Source organism: Lacrimispora sp. YZC11 (assembly GCF_057543815.1).
Window position 1 is genome coordinate 558,949 of record NZ_BAAJYQ010000020.1, and the last position, 19,637, is coordinate 578,585.

19 protein-coding genes are annotated in these 19,637 nt (G+C 44.3%); 15 read left to right on the forward strand and 4 right to left on the reverse strand.

From position 1 onward, the window contains the following. Positions 1 to 53: 53 nt before the first annotated feature. The gene (locus tag AC27IJ_RS24075; RefSeq protein ID WP_487151112.1) at positions 54 to 650 is read right to left on the reverse strand and encodes a hypothetical protein; all 597 of its coding nucleotides are present in this window, start codon (positions 648 to 650) and stop codon (positions 54 to 56) included. A 259-nt stretch (positions 651 to 909) separates the two neighbouring features. Between AC27IJ_RS24075 and AC27IJ_RS24080 the strand changes: the two genes are divergently transcribed. From AC27IJ_RS24080 to AC27IJ_RS24105, 6 genes are all read left to right on the forward strand, one after another. Continuing rightward, complete coding sequence (locus AC27IJ_RS24080) at positions 910 to 1,617, forward strand: GntR family transcriptional regulator (RefSeq protein WP_487151114.1); 708 nt, start codon at positions 910 to 912, stop codon at positions 1,615 to 1,617. Between the two features lie 264 nt (positions 1,618 to 1,881). After that, positions 1,882 to 3,240, forward strand: a complete 1,359-nt coding sequence (locus tag AC27IJ_RS24085) for an ABC transporter substrate-binding protein (RefSeq protein WP_487151116.1) — start codon at positions 1,882 to 1,884, stop codon at positions 3,238 to 3,240. A gap of 70 nt (positions 3,241 to 3,310) precedes the next feature. Continuing rightward, complete coding sequence (locus tag AC27IJ_RS24090) at positions 3,311 to 4,186, forward strand: carbohydrate ABC transporter permease (protein ID WP_312441241.1); 876 nt, start codon at positions 3,311 to 3,313, stop codon at positions 4,184 to 4,186. 14 nt (positions 4,187 to 4,200) lie between these two features. Further along, complete coding sequence (locus AC27IJ_RS24095; protein WP_312441242.1) at positions 4,201 to 5,040, forward strand: carbohydrate ABC transporter permease; 840 nt, start codon at positions 4,201 to 4,203, stop codon at positions 5,038 to 5,040. Next, on the forward strand, positions 5,037 to 5,843 hold the full coding sequence (locus AC27IJ_RS24100; protein WP_312502569.1) for a histidinol-phosphatase HisJ family protein: 807 nt from the start codon (positions 5,037 to 5,039) through the stop codon (positions 5,841 to 5,843). Before AC27IJ_RS24095 ends, AC27IJ_RS24100 begins: the two co-directional genes overlap by 4 nt. A gap of 27 nt (positions 5,844 to 5,870) precedes the next feature. Continuing rightward, the gene (locus tag AC27IJ_RS24105; protein WP_312441244.1) at positions 5,871 to 6,770 is read left to right on the forward strand and encodes a PfkB family carbohydrate kinase; all 900 of its coding nucleotides are present in this window, start codon (positions 5,871 to 5,873) and stop codon (positions 6,768 to 6,770) included. A gap of 71 nt (positions 6,771 to 6,841) precedes the next feature. On the opposite strand, the gene AC27IJ_RS24110 is transcribed toward AC27IJ_RS24105, so the two are convergent. Then, complete coding sequence (locus AC27IJ_RS24110; RefSeq protein ID WP_487151119.1) at positions 6,842 to 7,810, reverse strand: SIS domain-containing protein; 969 nt, start codon at positions 7,808 to 7,810, stop codon at positions 6,842 to 6,844. Between the two features lie 465 nt (positions 7,811 to 8,275). Between AC27IJ_RS24110 and AC27IJ_RS24115 the strand changes: the two genes are divergently transcribed. From AC27IJ_RS24115 to AC27IJ_RS24125, 3 genes are read left to right on the forward strand one after another with little or no spacing between them, the layout of a single operon-like run. Then, on the forward strand, positions 8,276 to 8,488 hold the full coding sequence (locus AC27IJ_RS24115; protein ID WP_312441246.1) for a nucleoside triphosphate pyrophosphohydrolase: 213 nt from the start codon (positions 8,276 to 8,278) through the stop codon (positions 8,486 to 8,488). A gap of 16 nt (positions 8,489 to 8,504) precedes the next feature. Beyond that, a complete protein-coding gene (locus AC27IJ_RS24120; protein ID WP_487151121.1) occupies positions 8,505 to 10,070 on the forward strand; it encodes a diguanylate cyclase in 1,566 nt (521 codons plus the stop codon). Between the two features lie 28 nt (positions 10,071 to 10,098). After that, on the forward strand, positions 10,099 to 10,671 hold the full coding sequence (locus AC27IJ_RS24125; RefSeq protein ID WP_312441248.1) for a DUF1697 domain-containing protein: 573 nt from the start codon (positions 10,099 to 10,101) through the stop codon (positions 10,669 to 10,671). Positions 10,672 to 10,757: 86 nt separating this feature from the next. Here the strand turns inward: AC27IJ_RS24125 and AC27IJ_RS24130 are convergent, their stop codons facing one another. Then, on the reverse strand, positions 10,758 to 11,927 hold the full coding sequence (locus AC27IJ_RS24130; RefSeq protein ID WP_312441250.1) for a tyrosine-type recombinase/integrase: 1,170 nt from the start codon (positions 11,925 to 11,927) through the stop codon (positions 10,758 to 10,760). A gap of 206 nt (positions 11,928 to 12,133) precedes the next feature. Between AC27IJ_RS24130 and AC27IJ_RS24135 the strand changes: the two genes are divergently transcribed. Both AC27IJ_RS24135 and mgtA read left to right on the forward strand, forming a co-directional pair. Beyond that, positions 12,134 to 12,256 carry a hypothetical protein gene (locus tag AC27IJ_RS24135; RefSeq protein ID WP_312441251.1) on the forward strand — a complete coding sequence of 41 codons (123 nt, stop codon included), beginning with the start codon at positions 12,134 to 12,136 and terminating at the stop codon, positions 12,254 to 12,256. A gap of 99 nt (positions 12,257 to 12,355) precedes the next feature. Further along, positions 12,356 to 14,992: a magnesium-translocating P-type ATPase gene (gene mgtA, locus AC27IJ_RS24140; protein ID WP_331667105.1), complete on the forward strand. Its 2,637-nt coding sequence runs from the start codon at positions 12,356 to 12,358 to the stop codon at positions 14,990 to 14,992. Positions 14,993 to 15,058: 66 nt separating this feature from the next. Here mgtA and AC27IJ_RS24145 read toward each other — a convergent pair whose 3' ends face one another. Continuing rightward, complete coding sequence (locus tag AC27IJ_RS24145; RefSeq protein ID WP_312441253.1) at positions 15,059 to 15,388, reverse strand: metal-dependent transcriptional regulator; 330 nt, start codon at positions 15,386 to 15,388, stop codon at positions 15,059 to 15,061. Between the two features lie 411 nt (positions 15,389 to 15,799). On the opposite strand from AC27IJ_RS24145, the gene AC27IJ_RS24150 reads away from it, so the two are divergent. From AC27IJ_RS24150 to AC27IJ_RS24165, 4 genes are all read left to right on the forward strand, one after another. Then, complete coding sequence (locus AC27IJ_RS24150) at positions 15,800 to 16,345, forward strand: 4-vinyl reductase (protein WP_312441254.1); 546 nt, start codon at positions 15,800 to 15,802, stop codon at positions 16,343 to 16,345. Between the two features lie 3 nt (positions 16,346 to 16,348). After that, positions 16,349 to 17,581: a sensor domain-containing diguanylate cyclase gene (locus AC27IJ_RS24155; protein ID WP_312441255.1), complete on the forward strand. Its 1,233-nt coding sequence runs from the start codon at positions 16,349 to 16,351 to the stop codon at positions 17,579 to 17,581. Positions 17,582 to 17,662: 81 nt separating this feature from the next. Further along, positions 17,663 to 18,712, forward strand: coding sequence for a DNA adenine methylase (locus AC27IJ_RS24160; protein WP_487151125.1), 1,050 nt, complete (start codon positions 17,663 to 17,665; stop codon positions 18,710 to 18,712). Next, complete coding sequence (locus AC27IJ_RS24165) at positions 18,703 to 19,551, forward strand: DNA adenine methylase (RefSeq protein WP_312441257.1); 849 nt, start codon at positions 18,703 to 18,705, stop codon at positions 19,549 to 19,551. Before AC27IJ_RS24160 ends, AC27IJ_RS24165 begins: the two co-directional genes overlap by 10 nt. Positions 19,552 to 19,637: the final 86 nt, after the last annotated feature.

Below are 19,637 nucleotides of genomic sequence, written 5' to 3' on the forward strand. Positions count from 1 at the left end.
GCCTGTATGGAGGGGCGGTTGCGTCTTTATAATTGATGGAATATTACACTATATTAAATCAGTTTAATGCGATAAGCAGTGGTCTGGGGAGGAATGCTGGCGGTCTGGAAGTTGGCATGCTCGATCCTTACCAGCTGTCCGGGCTGAAGGGAGCTTATGCCAATGGGATTATCGTTCTGATCCAGTATTTCCGTAGCCCGGGAAATGACAAATCTCATCTGGTCCGTCTCATCATCAGGATTGCCGGTATTGAGGAAGCCATTTTGAACATCAACGGATACGATTCGGTCCGTCGTTACGCGAAAAAGGGGATTCGGTAGAAAGGCAACGATCCGGTAAGCCTTCGATTGAGGAGGAGTGCTTCTTGTCATGGCAGAGGAGAACTCGGCATTGACCCACATATCCCTTCTGATGGCGCACAAGCTGATAGGGTCGCCAAATTGATTGATTAAGATCGTATCCCAATCCACGTTCAATTGAAGGAGTTCAATATAGACCATTTCATTCCGGCCGTGGGCCGCGTAAGAAACTATGACATAACCGGTTCTGCTGTTGGAAGTATACACATCTTCTACCAGGGCGTTTTCAATGTGCAGGATGCTCCCGACTTTAGTGATGCTTCCCCTTCTGCCTGTAGTAGTAGTATTCATAAAACCCCCCTGAAAAGCATGTGAATTAATTAATATTATATGCTGACGCCGGGAAATATTCCGCAATCTCCAACGGGAAAAAATAATCTTAATAGAATGGAAGGGAATGAACGCGTACCAATCCTGGGTAATACATCTGGCCAGGTCCATACAGGAATTGGGACAAAATATAGGAAGAAATAGAATTGTCCTTTTGAGATTGACGTGATATTATAAGATGTATGATACAAATAAATGAGAGAGTTCAGAAAGGAGTAACATGAATAAGAATTCAATCACCCCTTTGTACCAGCAGCTTGCGGATGATATTAAACAGCAGATTGTGGAAGGTAAATTAATAGAAAACGATAAACTTATGACGGAGCTTGAGTTCAGCCAGAATTATGACGTCAGCAGGATTACGGTCAGAAAAGCGATTGAAATACTGGTTGATGGAGGATATCTCAGAAAGCACCAGGGGATAGGCACCTTTGTGGCTGCAAAAAAGCTGAACCGGGTTATGAATAAGCTTTTAAGTTTTACAGAGATATGTGAAAATGACGGAAAGACAGCATCCACAGAGATGGTTTCCCTGGAATGGACATCCGCCTCCGTTTCCATAAGCCGGTATCTTCATATAAATGATAAGGAACGTGTTCTAAAGATTATCCGGATCCGCAAGAGCGACAAGGAGCCGGTCATGCTGGAAGAAGGATATTTTCCGTCAAAGTACTCCTATCTGATGGGAGAAGATTTAACAGGCTCTGTTTATTCTATCCTGCGCAGGCATGATACCGTACCCACCCATGCGGTGAAGACAGTGGAAATTTGCTATGCGACGAAAGAGGAAGCCGGATATTTAGGAGTGAATGAAGGCCAGGTTCTCCTTCTGCATAAGGATCAGGTAATGGATGAGGAGGGCCAGGTCATCCATTACAGCAAGCTGATCATCAATCCGGAGCGGTATAAGCTGACGATCTTTACGTAAACGTAACAAAGTAAATTTCATAATTGATTGCTTAAATGACGAAGTATTTAGGAAAATAAAATTTATTTTCTAAAATATTCGTCATTTTTACTATAAAAAGCCGGCATATGGTTAGGCCATGGGAGGAAACAGACAATAAAATAAAAAAAGCTATTGCAAAATATGTTATATCATAATATAATGTATCTAGTTGTAATAAGATGTATGCATACAATACATAACCGCGACAACTATTTTACCGGATACAAGAAAGGAGAATAAATTATGAAAAAAAGCTTTAAAAAAGCAATGTTAGCAGGCTTATCCTGCATCATGGCTATGTCCATGACAGCCTGCAGCGGCAATACCAATGAGCAATCCCCTTCATCCAAAGCCACATCCGAATCTTCCCAGTCCGATTCCGGGGATAAAACGGCAGCAGCCTCAGCGGGGGATAAAAAGGTTATTAAGCTGTTTCACCGGTTCCCTGATGATCCGTGCAACTCATTTATTGAAAAAAAGGCAGCGGAATATGAAGCAGCCCATCCGGACATTGATATTCAGATTACAAGCGCTCAGAACCAGCCGTATAAAGAGAAGATCAAAGTAGTTGTCGGCTCTGATGAGTGCCCTGATATCTTTTTCAGCTGGGGCGGCGAGTTCTCCGAACGTTTTATCCGTGAAAACCTGATTCTGGATCTGACGCAGTATATGGAAAAGGATACGGCGTGGAAAGATTCTCTTTTGACCACCCAGATGGTGGAGTATACGACTGATGACGGAATGATTTACGGTGTTCCCTTCCGCCTGGACGGCAAACTGTTCTTTTACAATAAGGATATTTTTGAAAAGGAAGGCCTTAAAATCCCTAAGACATGGGATGAATTTTTAACCCTTTGTGATAAGCTGAAAGCGGACGGGATCACGCCCATCGCGGAAGGCAATCAGGACCAATGGCCGGCATGCCACTATGTGGGAACATTAAATCAGATGCTCGTGGCAGACGATGTAAGGGCTAAAGATTATAATCCGAAGACAGGGGAATTTACGGATCCCGGATATGTGAAGGCCCTTGAATATTATAAACAGCTGGTACCCTACATGAACGCCGGAGTCAATGGGCAGACTCATGATATGGCAAGATTGGGATTTACTCAGGGACAGACCGCCATGTTGTATGCAGAGCTGGTAGAAATTACAAATGTTAAGCAGGAAAATAAGGATTTGAACTGGGGAATGTTTCATTTCCCGATTGTAGAAGGCTCCGGCAATACGGATCTTCTTTCCGGTTCTCCAGAGGGCTTTGTCGTCTCTTCAAAGACCAAATACCCTGATGAATGCGTCCAGTTCTTAAAGTGGTTCCTTGGGCCGGAAGTGGGCGCTGCCCAGGCGGAAGAGATTGGCTGGTTCAATGCCTCCAAGGGTGTTGACGCAAACTTAAAGGACCCCTCTTTGATCGATGCATATAAGGCGATTTCTTCTGCAAAGGAAATGGGGCCATGGTTTGACAGTTCCCTGTATTCAACCGTATGCGACACATACCTTACCGCTATTTCAGATATCACCAACGAAGACGTGACTCCGGCGGAGGCCATGAAAAAGGTTCAGGCAGCAGCAAAGGAAGCACAGTCACTGGTACGCTAAATAAATATACGAATATAGCTTAACAGGGAGCGTATCACGCTCCCTGTTCACGAAAAAGGATGGGATCCAGATGAAAAAAAAGAAATTCGTACCATACCTGTATATACTGCCGGGGCTTCTCATGGTGCTGGGCTTTGTATACATTCCTATCATAGTCAACTGCGTGTACAGTTTTTTCCGGTTATCTTCCTACTCCTCCACCATGAAGTTTGTGGGACTCAATAATTTCAAGCGTTTATTTATGAATGAAGTATTTCCGATTATGATACGCAACAACCTGTATTATTGCATCATATCGCTGATCGTCCAGGTTGGTTTTGGAACGGTTCTTGCTCTTTTGCTGGAGAGCAGGCTTACCGGCAGGGCAAGAGGATTTTATAGGAATGTTTACTTTATTCCATCACTGATTTCCCTGACCGCTGTAGGCCTAATGTTTAATTTCATTTATTCCCCACAGGTTGGCCTCCTAAATACATTTTTAAAAAATGTGGGACTTTCTCAGTTCCAGCAAACCTGGCTGGGGGATAAAAGACTGGCCATCTTCTGTATCATAGCCATGAGCCAGTGGCAGTTTACCGGATATATCACGCTGCTAATGGTGGTTGCTTTCCAAAATGTGCCGGTGGATTATCTGGAGGCGGCACTCATCGACGGGGCAGGTCCGGTAAGGAGAGCCTTGAGCATATCCCTTCCGCTTGCCAAGGAGCAGCTTTTGGTATGCTCCATTATTACTATTATCGGTGCATTTAAATTATTTACCGAGGTTTATTCAACCACCAGCGGAGGTCCAGGAAATAATTCTCAGGTTCTTGGCCTGTTTCTCTATCAGAATGCATTCCTGCATGACGATATGGGCATGGCGGCCACTACAGGAGTATTAATATTTGCCATCACCCTGACCGCATCTGTCATACAGTTGAAGGCCTCAAGGTCCGGCGAGATATAAAGGAGGAATGCAGAATGAAACATTCTAATAATTCAAAGGTTTTTTTATTAAAGATATTGCTGCATATTTTCCTGGTTTTTTTGGTGTGTGTCATTCTTTTTCCGGTCTTGTGGCTGATCTTAAACTCTTTAAAGACGAATCAGGAGATGTTTTTGAATTCCCTGGCTTTGCCTAAAAAGTGGATGGCCGTTAACTATGTGACTGCATGGAATAAAGGCCTTTTTAGCTACTTTAAGAATTCTATTCTGGTTAGTGCGGTCTCCCTGCTTTTTATCCTGTTCATCAGCTCCTTTCTGGCTTATGGTCTGACCAGATTTCAGCTTCCGGGCAGCACCTTTCTCTTTTTCCTGGTACTGGGAGGCATGGCCTTATCTGAACAGGTTGCTTTGGTTCCTCTTTACAAAATTTTGCAATCCTTAAAGCTTTACAATACTCAATGGGCGATCATCCTGCCCTACGTGGCATTCCGCATTCCATTTACAATGTTCCTGCTCCGGTCTTATTTTATCTCTATCCCAAGGGAATTGGAGGAAGCGGCTATTGTAGATGGCTGCAACAGCCTGCAGCGGTTTTTCCTGATCATCGTTCCTGTCAGCAGGCCGGTTCTTGCTTCCTGTGCCATCGTAAACCTAAACTTTGTATGGAACGAATTCCTGTTTGCCAATGTATTTCTGGAGAGCAAATCCATCATGACCATTCCTCTTGGGCTTATGGCGTTTCAGGGAGATTTAAAGTCGGATTACGTGGTCATGCTGGCCGGGATCCTGATTGCCTCACTTCCTATGATCATTTTATTCCTGTGTATGCAGAAGCAGTTTGTACGAGGACTCACCCAGGGAGCGGTAAAGGGATGACTATGCTGACAGCGGATTATCATGTTCATAGCATTTCTCCGGATGCGGGGGTACCCATGGAGGAAATGTGCGAAAGCGCCATACAAAAGGGGATGGATGAGATAGCCTTTACGGATCATTATGAGTTTTATGCCCATGGAGTCGTAAAGGAGTATTTTCACGAAGAATACTTAAAACAGTACTGGAGGTCGCTGGAGATGTGCAGGGAGAAATTTGAAGGGCGGCTGGTAATACGGCGGGGACTTGAGATCGGTCAGATGCATCTGTGTCCTGAAAATGCATTTGCAGTCATTAGCAAATATCCCTTTGATTTTATTATCGGCTCTCTTCACAAGATTGAGAACGTAGATGTCAGCCAGATGGAGTATACAGAAAGGACCATGCCCCATATTGCAGAGGCATATTACCGCCATCTGATAAGGCTATCGGAGGTTGGGGAATTCGACTGTCTGGGACATCTGGATCTGATTAAAAGACATTCGGTAAAAAATGGACTTCCTGATTATTATGATAAGTATGAGAAGGAAATCACAAGGGTTCTTAGAAATCTGGTTTCCAGAGGAAAGGGCATTGAAATCAACACTTCCAGCATCAGGCAGGGAACTGGAGAATCCATGCCCGCATTAAAAACGGTGAGATTGTTTGCGCAGCTTGGAGGAACGGTGGTAACGGTTGGGTCAGACGCCCACAGGCCGGAGGATGTGGGGGCTGATTTTCATGAGGCAGAGAAGCTCTTAAAAGAAGCAGGTTTTAAGGAGGTCACACGGTTTGAAAGGCGTCGGGGCTTACCGGTAAAAATATAGGACCAAAACGAAAAAGGAGAACGAACGATGATCAGAGTATTAGGCTTGGGTGATAATGTGGTGGATAAATACATGCATATCCTGACCATGTATCCGGGAGGGAATGCCTTGAATTTTGCGGTGTATGCGAAATTGTTTGGTTATGAATCTGCGTATATGGGGAATTTTGGAGATGACGGAGAGGCCCGCCATGTATATGAAACGGTTACGGCTCTTGGGCTTGACGTTTCCAGATGCCGCTTCTGGAAAGGGGAAAACGGTGCAGCAAAGGCTAAGCTGGTGGACGGTGACCGGGTATTCATCGGAAGCAATAAGGGCGGAGTCTCCAAAGAACATCCTCTGGAACTGACCAATATGGACAGGGAATATATTACAGGCTATGACATGGTGCATACCAGTATTTTCAGCTATATCGAGGCCCAGCTTCCCAATCTAAGGGAAGCGGCAGCCTTTCTTTCCATGGATTTTTCCGGCCATGCTTCCTCTGAGTATTTAAAAGAGACCTGTCCTTATATAGACTGTGCCTGTATCTCCTGCGGGGAAGACATGACAAAGGAGGAGATCGTTCATCAGATAAAAACCATCATTTCCTATGGCTGCAGGCATATCGTCATAGCCACCAGGGGAGCAAAAGGAGCATTTGTATATGTGGACGGAAAGATATATGAACAGTCTCCGTGCCTGATCAGGGCAAAGGATACCATGGGCGCAGGGGATTCCTTTCTTACATGCTTTTTGATCAGCTATTTAGAGGGAATGAAATATGCGGTTGATTTTCCGGAAAATTCCGGAGAATCCGGCATCACTTCGGCACAGGAGTATAAGGATATGACCATAATGACCAGTCTTTATAAGGCTGCCGTTTATTCCTCACAGAACTGCCAGAAGGACGGTTCCTTTGGATTTGGAAAAAGATTTGAAGAGTGATCCACAGCATATAAAACGTCCCTATAAGACACCTGCTTTTTTTAAGCAGTGCTTTACAGGGACGTATTTATTTAATAATCAAGCTTCCACATATACCGCCTTTTTGTAAGAGGGTGATTGCGTATGATAGCCAGCTGCTCCGCGTAGATTCTCAGTACGCCGCTGATAAGTATGGGATTGAAATATTCCGCAACGGATTTGTCAATGCGGGAGCTTAAGCCGAAATCCTTTGCATCCACAACCGTTACCTTTGCGTCAAACCGCTGCAGGAAGGTGAGGGCCCTGGAATCCATGGGACGTGTGGGCCCATCATTCATCAGAAGAAGATAAGGAACATCCTTTTCAACCATTTCAAACGGCCCGTGGAAGAATTCGCCGTCATGGAAGGAGCTTGCATGGATCCACTGCATCTCCATCATAAGAAAGCTTGAGAAGGAGTAAGAAACCATCTGGGTGGCCCCGGAGCTCATGACATATAAAATAGGCATGTCCTTGTAGTTCACGGCAAAAGCTTTTGCAGCAGGCAGGCTCATGGAAACAGCAGTTTCAATCAGGCCATAAATCTTTGAAAGTCCATCCTGTATCGCGTCGTAATGGGAGTAACCTTCATAGGCATTAAGGATTTCCGCAGAAAGCGCAAGGACGCCGGTCATTTTCTCCATCTTTTCCGCATAGCTGGCTTCAAAGCCATGAATGATCTGGTAATGGGAAGCATTGGCAAGGGGAGAGCCTTCCACATGTGTTACAGAGACAACAGCAGCGCCCAACTCCATGGCCTTTTTTGAGGCTACTACAGTTTCAGGAGTCGTTCCGCTTAGTGAGCAGGTGACCACGATCGCAGATTCGTCTACGGATACGGGGGGAGAATAATTAAATTCATTGGCAGTGTAAATGCTCACGCGAAGTCTTCTGGAATTTGCTTCCAGAAAATATTTACCGGGAAATAATTCTGACATGGAAGCACCACAACCGACAAAGCAGACAGCAGTGATGTTTGGACGTTCAGCCTTGATTGCAGAAACAATTTCTTTGACTGTCATAATATGTTACCTCCAATATGTTAATTTACTTAATCTATGAATACATTATATAACATCATATAACAAGTGTCAACGAATATATAAAAGAAGTTCTGCTTTATGATAGAATGATGTGTGTATGATGTTATAATACATTGTGTAAAATATCAAATAGAAAGCGGAGGAACGCCGTAAGAAGTTATATGTGGAATGCAGAATACTGTTTGATTTTTATTAAAAACTTAAGGAAAATTTCAGGATCTTTTAGCAGTGATATTAACAGGAACAGACGACAATTTTCCATGAATGTGCTATACTGTTTTTTAAGCGTATCTTTCGCAGAACATAAGACCCGTTAAATTATTAACTGGAAAGAGGGGATTTGCCATTAAAAGATATGATAAGTTAGTCAGGGACAGGATACCGGAGGTAATTGAAGCAGAAGGAAAAAAAGCGGTATGCCGTATTCTGGCTGATGAAGAATATATGGTAAAACTGGAAGAAAAGCTTAACGAAGAGGTAAAGGAATATCAGGAGGATAAGAGCCTGGGAGAGCTGGCAGATGTGCTGGAAGTGTTATATTCTCTTTGCAGTGCCAGAGGATATACGAAAGCAGAACTGGAGGCTGCTCGGGAAAAAAAGGCAAAAAACAGGGGCGGATTTAATAACAGGATTTTTCTGGAATATGTGGATGAGTAAATGAAAAAGTGCTTACATGATATGCAAAAATATACATTCCAAAAAGGAGGAATGCGTTATCAGGCGCAAATATACTATATTTCTATCCACAATCATCTGCATTATCTGCACTGTTATGGTTTGCTTTTATTTGTTTTCCATTGACAAGGTCGGCGATATTTATATTGAAAAATCAGAGGAAGCGATCTATAACATTAAGAAAGATTTCCTAAAGGATACGGTCAATAACCTGATTTCTGAAATTGAACTTAGGCGGGCATCCAAATCGTCATACGTGGAAACCTTTGTTTCCAGAACGTCTGATATCATTAACATGAAAAAGGATCTTCCGGACAGCGGATTCAATGATTTCTTCATCCGGTTTTTCCGGGATAATCCTGATTATAAATCTATGATTGTGGTCCTGTGGGACAATCAGGCAAATAAAGCAATTTATGACCCGGGAAATCTGGCAGGAGACACCTGGAAGGATACTCTCAAAGCCAATACCTCCGGCTTATCCTCTTACCGGGTTTTCTTTCACGGAGATTATGCATATCTCTTCGGGCTTACCAAAAGCTACGTAAATGAGCTTGTTAAGTCTGATATTGCAAATGTGATCAGAAATTCAAAATTTGACGGAAATTCCTATATATGGGTAAACGAGATACAGAATTATCAGGGAGGGAAAAATTATGCCATCCGGAGAATCCATCCCAACTTACCTGATACGGAGGGGATCTATCTTTCAACGGATATGACGGATATCGCAGGAAATTATCCATATTTGACTGAGCTTCAGGGAATTAATAAGGATGGTGAGCTGTATTTCTCTTACTATTTTAAGGAACCAGGCAGCGATAAGGTATCAAAAAAGCTGGCTTATGCCAAGCTTTATAAGGATTATGACTGGGTAGTTGCCATGGGAGTTTATCTGGATGACTTACAGCCTTATGTTGACCAGACGAGTAAGGAAAGTAAAGAACTGGTATCCAGGATCACCCTTCTTTTGGTTTTATTGCTTATTGTTATATTGATCGTCAGCCTGTTTTCCATTTCCTTATTGGAAAAAATATATTACCGCCATGCGAAAAAGGCAATGGAATCTGAGCTTAACCAGGATGTCCTTACAAAGGCAGGGAACAGAAGAAGCGGGACAAACGATTTGACCAATGCCTTTAAGGAATATAAACGGACAGGCTTAAGTCCCGGAATTATGATGTGCGATGTGGATCATTTTAAAGGGATCAATGATCAATACGGTCATTTTGCAGGGGACATGGCTCTGGCTGAATTTGTAAACGTGATGAAAAGCACCTTAAGAAGCACGGATAAGATTATCCGCTGGGGCGGTGATGAATTCGTTGTCATTCTTAATGGAATAGAAGAGAAGCATGTACTGGATTTTGGAAGCAAGTTTTTGACTTCTGTGTCTTCTTTGAAAATACTGGAACACCATGAAGAGATAGGGATCACCGTATCCGTCGGATTTTCCTTCTTTAAGGAAGGAGATGAGGATTTTCACGGGGCATTAAGGCGGGCGGATGAGGCCCTTTATAAATCAAAGTCAGAAGGGCGCAATCAGGCCAATGTTATTTTATAGAAATTAAGGCCCGGAAAGGAGAAGAACCATGACGACCATTTATACCGCACTGCTCAGGGGAATCAATGTGGGCGGGAAAAACAAGATAAAAATGGCTGAGTTAAGACAGCTGCTGGAAGAGGCAGGCCTGACCCGGGTGGAGACTTATATTCAAAGCGGCAATGTCATATTTGAGTCAGAGGATAAGGAAGAGGAGCTAAAGGAGAAGCTTGAGAATAAAATCAGGGAAAGATTCGGTTTCTCCGTAAGCGTGATTTTAAGAACCTCCAATCAGCTGGAACAAATAATAAGAAACTGTCCTTATACAGAGAAGGAGAGGAAAGAAGCGGAGGCTCTGAATACGGAAGGAGAAAGCTTTTATGTCTGCCTTTTTCATCAGGCTCCGCCGGAGGCAGAAGCGGAACGCTTAAAGCCCTTTGCAGGGGAGTCTGATGATTACAGGATACAGGGCAGGGATATTTATCTTCTGCTTTGCCACAGCATCCGCAATTCCAAGCTTGCAGGCAATCTGTCACTGATTGGCGGACCGGCAACGGTGCGGAACTGGAGAACAATGGAAAAGCTTTATTCCCTGGTGGCGGCAAGGATCTCCGGGGAGTAGCCTCGCTTTTTTGAAACTATGACGACCCGTAACACCGCCGGGTCGTTTTTATTATCAAAAAACGAGGCTGCTGCAAAATGTACGTTTTATGTAAGACTTTTCAAAGCCGGGCCAGGATCAGGCAGGGCAGCGGCGGCGGTTTCCATATTTAAAAGATACATATGGTTAAATTTTTCGATGGCAGCCTTTTTTTGTTCCATCAGGGAATGGGAATACACATTAAGGGTGATGGAAACGCTGGAATGGCCCAACAGTTCGCTGATGGTTTTCACATCCACTCCCAGCTCCAGGGCACGGGTGGCAAAGGTATGGCGGATGGCATGGAATTTACGGTCCTGGACGTGAGCGTCCCTTAATAGTTTCTTGTAAAGCTTTTGAAAACTGCGGGGATCTAAGGGAGTATCCCCGTCGGAAAAGATATAATGGTCCGGTTTTGCATTCGAAAATCCCCGCTCCTCTGCCATTTTTAACAGAAAGTCCGGCAGAGGCATTTTCCTTAAAGACTTGCGGCTTTTTGGAGCACCCACCTGCAGAGATGTTTTGCTTTCACCTTCTTCAAAATGTTTTATTCTGGATACGGTCCGTGCAATGGACAGAGTACCGGTTTCCATATCAATATCTCCCCATTTAAGGGAACACAATTCTCCAAGGCGGATGCCGGTATAAAAGCTTAATATAATTCCTGTCGCGCGCCTGTCTTTGGAATTCAGTGCGGCATTTTCTATGATCCTCTGCTCTTTCATCGAAAAGACCATAACCTCCTTGTCTTCCGGCCTCGGGACTTTCACCTGTTCAATGATGGAAAAGCCCTCGGGCGCTCCCTTTAAGATTTCTTTTAAAGCTATTTTGAAGATGGTAAGATATTTTTTCTTGGATGAATCTGCCAATCCGTTATTTTCTCTGATGGCTTTTACAAAACAAAAAACAGAATCTTCTGTTATCTGCAGGTTCTTTTCCTGTTTAAAAAATGGAATCACGTATTTATCCATGCACCGGTAATAGCTTTCATAAGTGGAGGGTTTAACCCGAAGGGAAGCATCCTCCAGCCATGCCTCAAACAAACTGCAGACATCGTTTCCGTCAATGGCAAGTTTTTCCTTAACTGATTCCTGGATCTCCTGGAAATTCTTCATTTTTTCTTTTACGCCTTTGTAGGTTCTGGAGTAGAAATACCGATACTTTCCATCCAGTTTTAAAGTCCTTCCTTCCCAGCGCCCGTCTTTGCGTTTATAAATATTTTCTCCTCTTCGCGGCATTGTAAAATACTCCTTTGCTTATCATGTATTTATTATAAGATGTTTCTGATAACGGCAAATGATCCAAATATTACCAAAAAAGCAACTGTAAAATCCACAAAACAAGCGGTAATAACAGATGTGCTCAAGTATGGTTGACTTTTGCCACAACATCGAATACACTGGATGTATAATATAAACTAAAATTATTAAAAGGAAGTGAAACAATGGAAGGCAGCCCCCGAAGTCCAATATGTGACTTCAAACCCCAGTATGAAAATATAAACCAATATGCCGGTGCTTTTAACGGGCTTTTGTCCATTGTTGTTGATACAGATGGGCTTTCTTAGTCTATGCCTTTCACGCCGTCTATTGGGACGGCTTTTTTTATTGCTATTTTATTTTCATTGGGGAATCATAATATAGAAAGGATGATTCCAATGAAATTCATGAGAAAGAAAACAATCAGCACACAGATCGAGAAAAACAGATACGACACGGAAAAAAAGCTCAGAGCCTATGCGTTTCTTGAGGAAGAAAAGCTCTTATCCTCCCTTTCCGCAACAAAGACCGGCCTAACCAATGAGGAGGCTGAGGAAAGACAGGATGAATTCGGGGCAAATGTAATTACGGCAGGAAAAAAAGATACAATGCTTCACAGGCTGAGAGAGTCGGTCATCAATCCCTTTAATGTGATTTTGCTCGTCATTGCAGCTGTTAATTATTTCACAGATGTTATTGCTTCCTCAAGACCTGACTATCTCACCGTTTCCATTATTATTTTCCTGGTGCTTGTCTCAAGTCTGGTTGCCTTTGTCCAGAATCAGCGTTCCAATGCCGCCGCTGAGAAGCTTTCAGAGATGATTTCCAACAAGGCAGATGTATGGAGAGATGGGAAACTTACCGAGATCCCCATGGATGAGGTGGTTCCGGGAGACGTAGTCAAGCTTTCCGCAGGACATATGCTTCCGGCAGATGTGCGTTTTTTATCTACCAAAGACACTTTTTTGGCCCAAGCAGCCCTTACCGGCGAGTCCGCTCCTGTGGAGAAGTTTTCTGACGGGGACAATATGCCCGGCGACTCTTTGACGGATTTGCAGAATATCGGCTTTATGGGGTCCAATGTGGTAAGCGGAAGCGCCACGGCTGTGGTTCTGGCAACCGGCAATAACACCTTTTTCGGCTCCATGGCCCAATCCCTGTCAGGTGATAAGGCCAAGACCAGTTTTGAGCGGGGAGTGGATTCGGTCAGCGGACTTCTGGTCAGAAGAATGCTTGTCATGATTCCGGTGGTGTTTTTGATCAATGGCATTGCAAAAGGTGACTGGGCAGGAGCGCTTCTTTTTTCCATCAGTATCGCAGTTGGCCTTACGCCGGAAATGCTGCCCATGATCATGACCTCCACCCTTGCAAAGGGTGCGGTTTCCATGTCCAGGCACAAGGTAATCGTCCGCACTCTTGGAGCGATACAGACCTTTGGAGAAATGGATGTGCTCTGCACCGATAAGACAGGTACCCTGACCGAAGATAAGGTGGTCCTGGAAAAATACATGGATTTAAGTGGGGATGAGGATGCCAGGATCCTGCGTCATGCATACTTAAACAGCTATTTTCAGACCGGCTTAAAGAACCTCATTGACTTAGCGATCATAAACCGTGCCGAACAGAACGGACTGGAGACTGTTTTAAGCTCTTACCGCCGAATTGATGAAATCCCTTTTGATTTTACACGGCGCAGGATGAGCGTGGTTTTAACGGATCAGAAGGGAAAGCTCCAGCTTATCACAAAAGGGGCTGTGGAGGAGATTCTGGAGATCTCATCCTTTGTGGAGATGAACGGGACGGTTCTTCCCATGGATGAGGAAACCCGGCGCATTGCCATGGAGACCTATGAAAAGTATAATAATGACGGTCTGCGCATGATTGCCGTTGCACAGAAGAATGAGGTGCCCGGTATTGGGGTATTCAGCGTGGATGATGAGCGGGATATGGTTTTAATAGGTTTCGTAGGTTTTCTTGACCCGCCAAAGGAGAGCGCAGGCGCCGCCATTGCCGCTCTCCGTGACCATGGGGTGAGAACGGTCGTCCTCACCGGGGACAGCGAGGGCGTGGCAGCAAAGGTCTGCGGCAAGGTGGGCGTAGACGCATCTACCTTAATGACAGGCCGGGATGTGGAGCAGATGGATGATAAAGAGCTTTTACATGCGGTAAGCATATGCAATCTGTTTGCAAAATTATCTCCATCCCAGAAGGAACGGGTAGTAAAAGCGTTCCAGAGCGCAGGACATACGGTGGGTTATATGGGAGACGGCATCAACGATGCGCCGCCCCTGCATCAGGCTGATGTAGGGATTTCCATTGACAGCGCTGTGGATATTGCCAAGGAAACAGCCGATATCATACTCCTGGAAAAGGATTTAATGGTCCTGGAAGAAGGAGTCATCGAAGGCCGCCGAACCTTTGGAAATATCATCAAATATATTAAGATGGCAGCAAGCGGTAATTTCGGAAATATGATCTCTGTCATCGTTGCCAGTATATTCCTGCCGTTTCTGCCCATGCTGCCGGTGCAGATATTGACCCAGAACCTGCTGTGCGATTTTTCCCAGATGGGGATTCCATTTGACGATGTGGATAAGGAATTTTTAAAGAAGCCTCATAAATGGGATACAAAGTCCATCAAATCCTTTATGGCTTTCTTTGGTCCCCTTAGCTCTGTTTTTGATATTTTATGCTTTGCGGTTATGTGGTGGGCCATTGGCGCAAATAAAGTGGAGCTTTCTCCATTGTTCCAATGCGGCTGGTTCGTATTCGGTACCGTATCCCAGGTGCTGGTTATCCACTTAATCCGTACAGAGAAACTGCCCTTTGTGCAAAGCAGGTCCTCTATGCCCCTGTTTCTTTCCACATTTATAGTTGCGGTCCTTGCTCTGTTCATTGGATTTTCGGGTTTTTCCATTGGTCTCGATATGTATCGTCTGCCGGTACACTTCGTTCCCTGGCTTGCTTTGATCCTGGCCGGTTATCTTGCAGCCGTGCAGATGATGAAAAAGGTATATATGCACCGATATAAGGAATGGATGTAATCTTCCTCCAATCATTGAAAGAGCAGTCGGCTTTTATTTGCCAGACTGCTCTTTTTGTTTTCCTTTTTATGCTTCTTTGCCGCTATTTACGTGAGCCTTAATGGCCGCAAAGCTTTCCGTACTTATTACGTGCTCGATCCGGCAGGCATCATCCAGTGCAGTTTTGGGGGTCACCCCGAGGGCAATCAGCCACTCCGAAAGCAAGGTGTGGCGCTCGTATATCCTTTCTGCAATTTCAAGTCCCTTTTCCTGCAAAATGATGTGGCCGTTTTCGTCTATCCCGATGTACCCGTTTTCCCGGAGATTTTTCATTGCCACGCTGACGCTTGGTTTGGAAAAATCCAGTTCTTCGGCAATGTCTATGGAGCGCACATGGCCGTTGCGCTTCTTAAGCATCAGGATTGTTTCCAGATAGTTTTCGGCAGATTCTTGTATCTTCGTATCATCACCCTCTTTCCTGCTTTCATTGGATATTCCTTTATTTTAACATGGATTGGCATAAATTTTCAAGATGGCTTCTCCTTATATTATTTTGTTACTTGTTCATTTTGGTTACATAAAATTTCTGTTACCATTTTTTTGTTGAAATTTGTCGGAATTTTTATTATAATATAATATGGTTGACTTTAATCATTTGGCAGATAACCCATATTGATCAAAAGGTACCCCTTTTAATCGGGTAGTTAAATGAAAAAACAGACGGAAAATGGTAATAATCAGGCAAGATATGCTTAAATTATGAATGTACAAGTAACTGACCCAGGAGGAGCAATCGGGCTGTGCAGGCGAAGATACAGGAGGAGGCATATGTTCAATATTTTTCAAACAGGGGAAGAGAAGAATTTTTCCTGGAACATGATAGGGAATATAGCAGAAGGGAGGAAGAATCTGGGGGAAGGGATGCCCGTCATGATGTACCGGCTGTTCCAGTATTCCTTAAGAAGTGAATTGTCGCAAAGATTCGGCGAAGAAATGGCAAGAGAGATTTTCCGAAGTGCCGGAGAGCATTCCGGAAGAGAATTTGCCTTACACATGCTTGATCTGACTCTTCCGCTGAATGACTTCCTTGCCTCCCTGCAAAAGATCCTGGAGGTACATAAAATAGGTATATTAAGAATTGAAAAGTTTGATCCCCATACTGGATATGTGGTTCTTACTGTTGGAGAAGATCTGGATTGTTCCGGACTTCCCGTGACGGGGGATCTGGTTTGTAATTATGACGAGGGGTTTCTTTCCGGCGTATTAAAAGAATACACGGGAAAGGAATATGTGGTAAAAGAAGTTGATTGCTGGGCCAGTGGTTCACGTGTATGCAGATTTGAGGCCAGTGTCGATCATCAGACGAAGGTGTAGTGGATGACAGAAAAAGATGCTTCTGTTCTTTTGGAGCAGATCCGCAATATCATATTAAATAAGCCGGTTTCCGGGGAGATGGAAGAGAAAACACAGGTGTCTTCAGACCTGGAGCAGGCAGTTTCCTATCTTTCTTACTGTCTAATGGAATCCAACGAGTTTCTTAAGAACCTGGCGGAAGGGAATTTAGACATTCCCCTGCCTGACCGTCATAATTTTCAGGCAGGAGATTTAAAACAGCTTTATGCCGCCTTAAAGCATTTAACGTGGCAGACCGGCCAGGTGATCAAGGGAGATTATAAGCAGCGGGTGAATTTTATGGGAGACTTTTCCCAGGCTTTTAATGAAATGGTGGTCCAGCTGGAGAAAAGGGAAAATGAGTTGAAAGAGCAGGCGGAAAAGATCAAAAGGTTCAATAGGCTGCTGATATCCATCATGGACAGCCTGAAAGAATGGGTTGTTGTTATTGAAGAAGAGAACGGGACGATATTATATACCAATGAATCAGCCAGAAGGCGGTTTTATGATCCTGGGACAGGGCAATTTGCCTGCGGGGGAGGGGACTGTCTCTTAATGGCCCGCCTCAAGTCCTATACCGATCTGGAACAGGAGCTGCGGTATGAATTCAAATGCGCCCGCAATAAGACCTTCCAGGTTAAATCCTATTCCTTGCTGTGGGAGGAGAAAAAGGCGGTGGTCCATCTTGTGACGGATGTTACATATCAGAGGGAAAATGAAGCCTTCTTAGAGGTCATGGCCTATAAGGATGAACTGACCGGATTGGATAACCGGCGCAGCGGCCTGCGTACCATTGACTCTTATATCCAAAAGGGCATTCCTTTTTCTCTTTGCATGATCGATATGGATGGGCTGAAAAATATCAATGACCAGTTCGGCCATTTGCAGGGAGATGAATATATAAAATATGTTTCGGAAGCTCTGAAGGAGTTTGCACGGGATATTGACTTTACCTGCCGGTTCGGAGGCGATGAATTTATCGTGCTGTTTCACGACTGTGAGGAACAGTTGGCAGAGGAGAAGATGAATCTTATCGATAAGAAGCTTTCTGATGTTGAGATGGCCTATCCAATGTCCATCAGCTATGGTGTGATTTACATTGCAAAGGGGACGGACATGTCTCCGGAGGCCGTTTTAAATATGGCAGATGAAAGGATGTACCGCTTTAAAAGGCAGCGGAAACAGATAAATAACGGATCAGACGGCGAAGGAATTTAGAAAGCTCAACTTTTCTTGTGTTTTTTATGATTTTACATTATAATGATAGGCAGGTTAAAATGAAATAGGAGCAAGAAAAGGATGAGATTTATTGGAAGCAAGACATTGCTGCTGGACCAGATTAAGCATGTGATTGATGAAAAGGCGCCGGGAGCGGAGAGCTTTTGTGATATATTTTCTGGAACCGCAACGGTTGCCAGATATTTTAAACAGTGGTACCAGGTCTGTTCCAATGACCTGCTGTACTTTTCCTATGTGCTGCAGAGGGCTACCGTTGAGAATGACAGTGTGCCGGAGTTTGCCCGTTTGCAGGAAGAAACCGGGATCATGGATCCTGTGGACTTTTTTAACGGCAGGGAAAAAAAGGATTTGGAGGAACTGTCTAAGGAGCGCCGGTTTTTTCAGAACACCTATGCGCCCACAGGCGGCCGTATGTATTTAAATGATGAGAATGCCCTGCGCATTGATTTTGCCAGGTGCACTGTGGAAGACTGGAAGACTGCCGGTCTTTTAAGTGAGGACGAGTATTATTATCTGGTCGCCTGCATTGTGGAGGGGATCCCTTTTGTTTCCAATACCTCTGGAACCTATGGTGCATTCCACAAGGCTTGGGAGAGGCGGAGTTATAAACGGTATGAGCTGTACCGGCTTCCCGTAACACACAATGGAAAGCAGAACCGCTCCTTCAATGAAAACGGAGTGGACTTATTAACACGCATAGAGGGGGACATCCTCTACATTGATCCTCCCTATAATGCACGCCAGTATCTTTCCAATTACCATGTCCTTGAGACAGCCGCCAGATATGACTATCCAATGGTGCGGGGAGTTACAGGACAGCGTCCGGACGAAGGGCAGAAATCAGAGTTTTGCATGAAGAATAAGGCGGTTCCGGCGTTTGAGGAACTTCTTGAGAATGCACAGTTTAAGCATATCATATTAAGCTACAGCACGGACGGGCTTATGACGGTAGATGAGATTGAGGAAGCAATGAAAAAGCACGGAAAGCCGGAAACCTTCCGGATCTATGAGATCCCTTACCGTAGATATAAGAGCCGGAAGGTGAAGGAAACAGAACGGTTAAGGGAGCTTTTGTTTTACATGGAAAAGCAGGTGCCGCCATGCACATAAAGAGTCCTCTGAATTATACTGGGGGGAAGTTCAAGATTCTGGAGCCCATCTTTCAGGCGTTTCCAAAGGATATCCGTACATTTGTGGATGTCTTTGCCGGAGGCTTTAACGTAGGGATCAATGTGGACGCTAAGCAGATCATCTGCAATGACCAGATCACGTATCTGATCGAACTGTATCAGATGTTCCGTTCTACGGATATCAAGGATATCCTGGAGAGGATTCAGGGCCTGATCTCAAAATATGAGCTGACCCAGCAGAACAAGGAAGGGTATTATGCCCTCCGGTCAGATTATAACAGAACAAAGGATTTAACAGAGCTGTTTGTGCTGGCCTGCTATGCGTTTAACCATCAGATACGCTTTAATAACAGCCATGAGTTCAATTCCCCCTTTGGGAGGAACAGAAGCTCCTTTAACGGCAGCATTGAAAAGAATTTAACGGAGTTCTGTCAGGCTCTCCATGAGAAAAACATTGAGTTTTCAAACCTGGACTTTGCGGAACTGGATTATACGGGCCTGGGACCGGAGGACCTGGTTTACTGCGACCCGCCTTATCTGATCTCCACGGGGAATTACAACGATGGAAACCGGGGGTTCAAGGACTGGAAGGAAAGAGAGGAACGGGCACTTTTGGAGCTTTTGGACCGGCTTCATGAGCAGGGAACCAAGTTTGCCCTATCCAACGTCCTGTATCATAAAGGATTGTCCAATGACCTCTTGATCGAGTGGAGCAAACGATATCAGGTTCATTATATCGATAACACCTATTCTAACTGCAGCTATCAGTTTAAGGAACGGAATGCGGTCACGGTTGAGGTGCTGATTACCAATTATTAATGAAGTCTATGTATCAGAACAAATTTGATCATGGATTTTTTAAGGGGAGTCATTAAAAGACTCCCCTTAATTTATGTTTAAAAAAA

Coding starts and splice junctions, on each gene's coding strand:
- AC27IJ_RS24075 (WP_487151112.1), bottom strand. CDS start 650: ATGAATACTACTACTACAGGCAGAAGGGGAAGCATCACTAAAGTCGGG.
- AC27IJ_RS24080 (WP_487151114.1), top strand. CDS start 910: ATGAATAAGAATTCAATCACCCCTTTGTACCAGCAGCTTGCGGATGAT.
- AC27IJ_RS24085 (WP_487151116.1), top strand. CDS start 1,882: ATGAAAAAAAGCTTTAAAAAAGCAATGTTAGCAGGCTTATCCTGCATC.
- AC27IJ_RS24090 (WP_312441241.1), top strand. CDS start 3,311: ATGAAAAAAAAGAAATTCGTACCATACCTGTATATACTGCCGGGGCTT.
- AC27IJ_RS24095 (WP_312441242.1), top strand. CDS start 4,201: ATGAAACATTCTAATAATTCAAAGGTTTTTTTATTAAAGATATTGCTG.
- AC27IJ_RS24100 (WP_312502569.1), top strand. CDS start 5,037: ATGACTATGCTGACAGCGGATTATCATGTTCATAGCATTTCTCCGGAT.
- AC27IJ_RS24105 (WP_312441244.1), top strand. CDS start 5,871: ATGATCAGAGTATTAGGCTTGGGTGATAATGTGGTGGATAAATACATG.
- AC27IJ_RS24110 (WP_487151119.1), bottom strand. CDS start 7,810: ATGACAGTCAAAGAAATTGTTTCTGCAATCAAGGCTGAACGTCCAAAC.
- AC27IJ_RS24115 (WP_312441246.1), top strand. CDS start 8,276: ATGGTAAAACTGGAAGAAAAGCTTAACGAAGAGGTAAAGGAATATCAG.
- AC27IJ_RS24120 (WP_487151121.1), top strand. CDS start 8,505: ATGATATGCAAAAATATACATTCCAAAAAGGAGGAATGCGTTATCAGG.
- AC27IJ_RS24125 (WP_312441248.1), top strand. CDS start 10,099: ATGACGACCATTTATACCGCACTGCTCAGGGGAATCAATGTGGGCGGG.
- AC27IJ_RS24130 (WP_312441250.1), bottom strand. CDS start 11,927: ATGCCGCGAAGAGGAGAAAATATTTATAAACGCAAAGACGGGCGCTGG.
- AC27IJ_RS24135 (WP_312441251.1), top strand. CDS start 12,134: ATGGAAGGCAGCCCCCGAAGTCCAATATGTGACTTCAAACCCCAGTAT.
- mgtA (WP_331667105.1), top strand. CDS start 12,356: ATGAGAAAGAAAACAATCAGCACACAGATCGAGAAAAACAGATACGAC.
- AC27IJ_RS24145 (WP_312441253.1), bottom strand. CDS start 15,388: ATGCTTAAGAAGCGCAACGGCCATGTGCGCTCCATAGACATTGCCGAA.
- AC27IJ_RS24150 (WP_312441254.1), top strand. CDS start 15,800: ATGTTCAATATTTTTCAAACAGGGGAAGAGAAGAATTTTTCCTGGAAC.
- AC27IJ_RS24155 (WP_312441255.1), top strand. CDS start 16,349: ATGACAGAAAAAGATGCTTCTGTTCTTTTGGAGCAGATCCGCAATATC.
- AC27IJ_RS24160 (WP_487151125.1), top strand. CDS start 17,663: ATGAGATTTATTGGAAGCAAGACATTGCTGCTGGACCAGATTAAGCAT.
- AC27IJ_RS24165 (WP_312441257.1), top strand. CDS start 18,703: ATGCACATAAAGAGTCCTCTGAATTATACTGGGGGGAAGTTCAAGATT.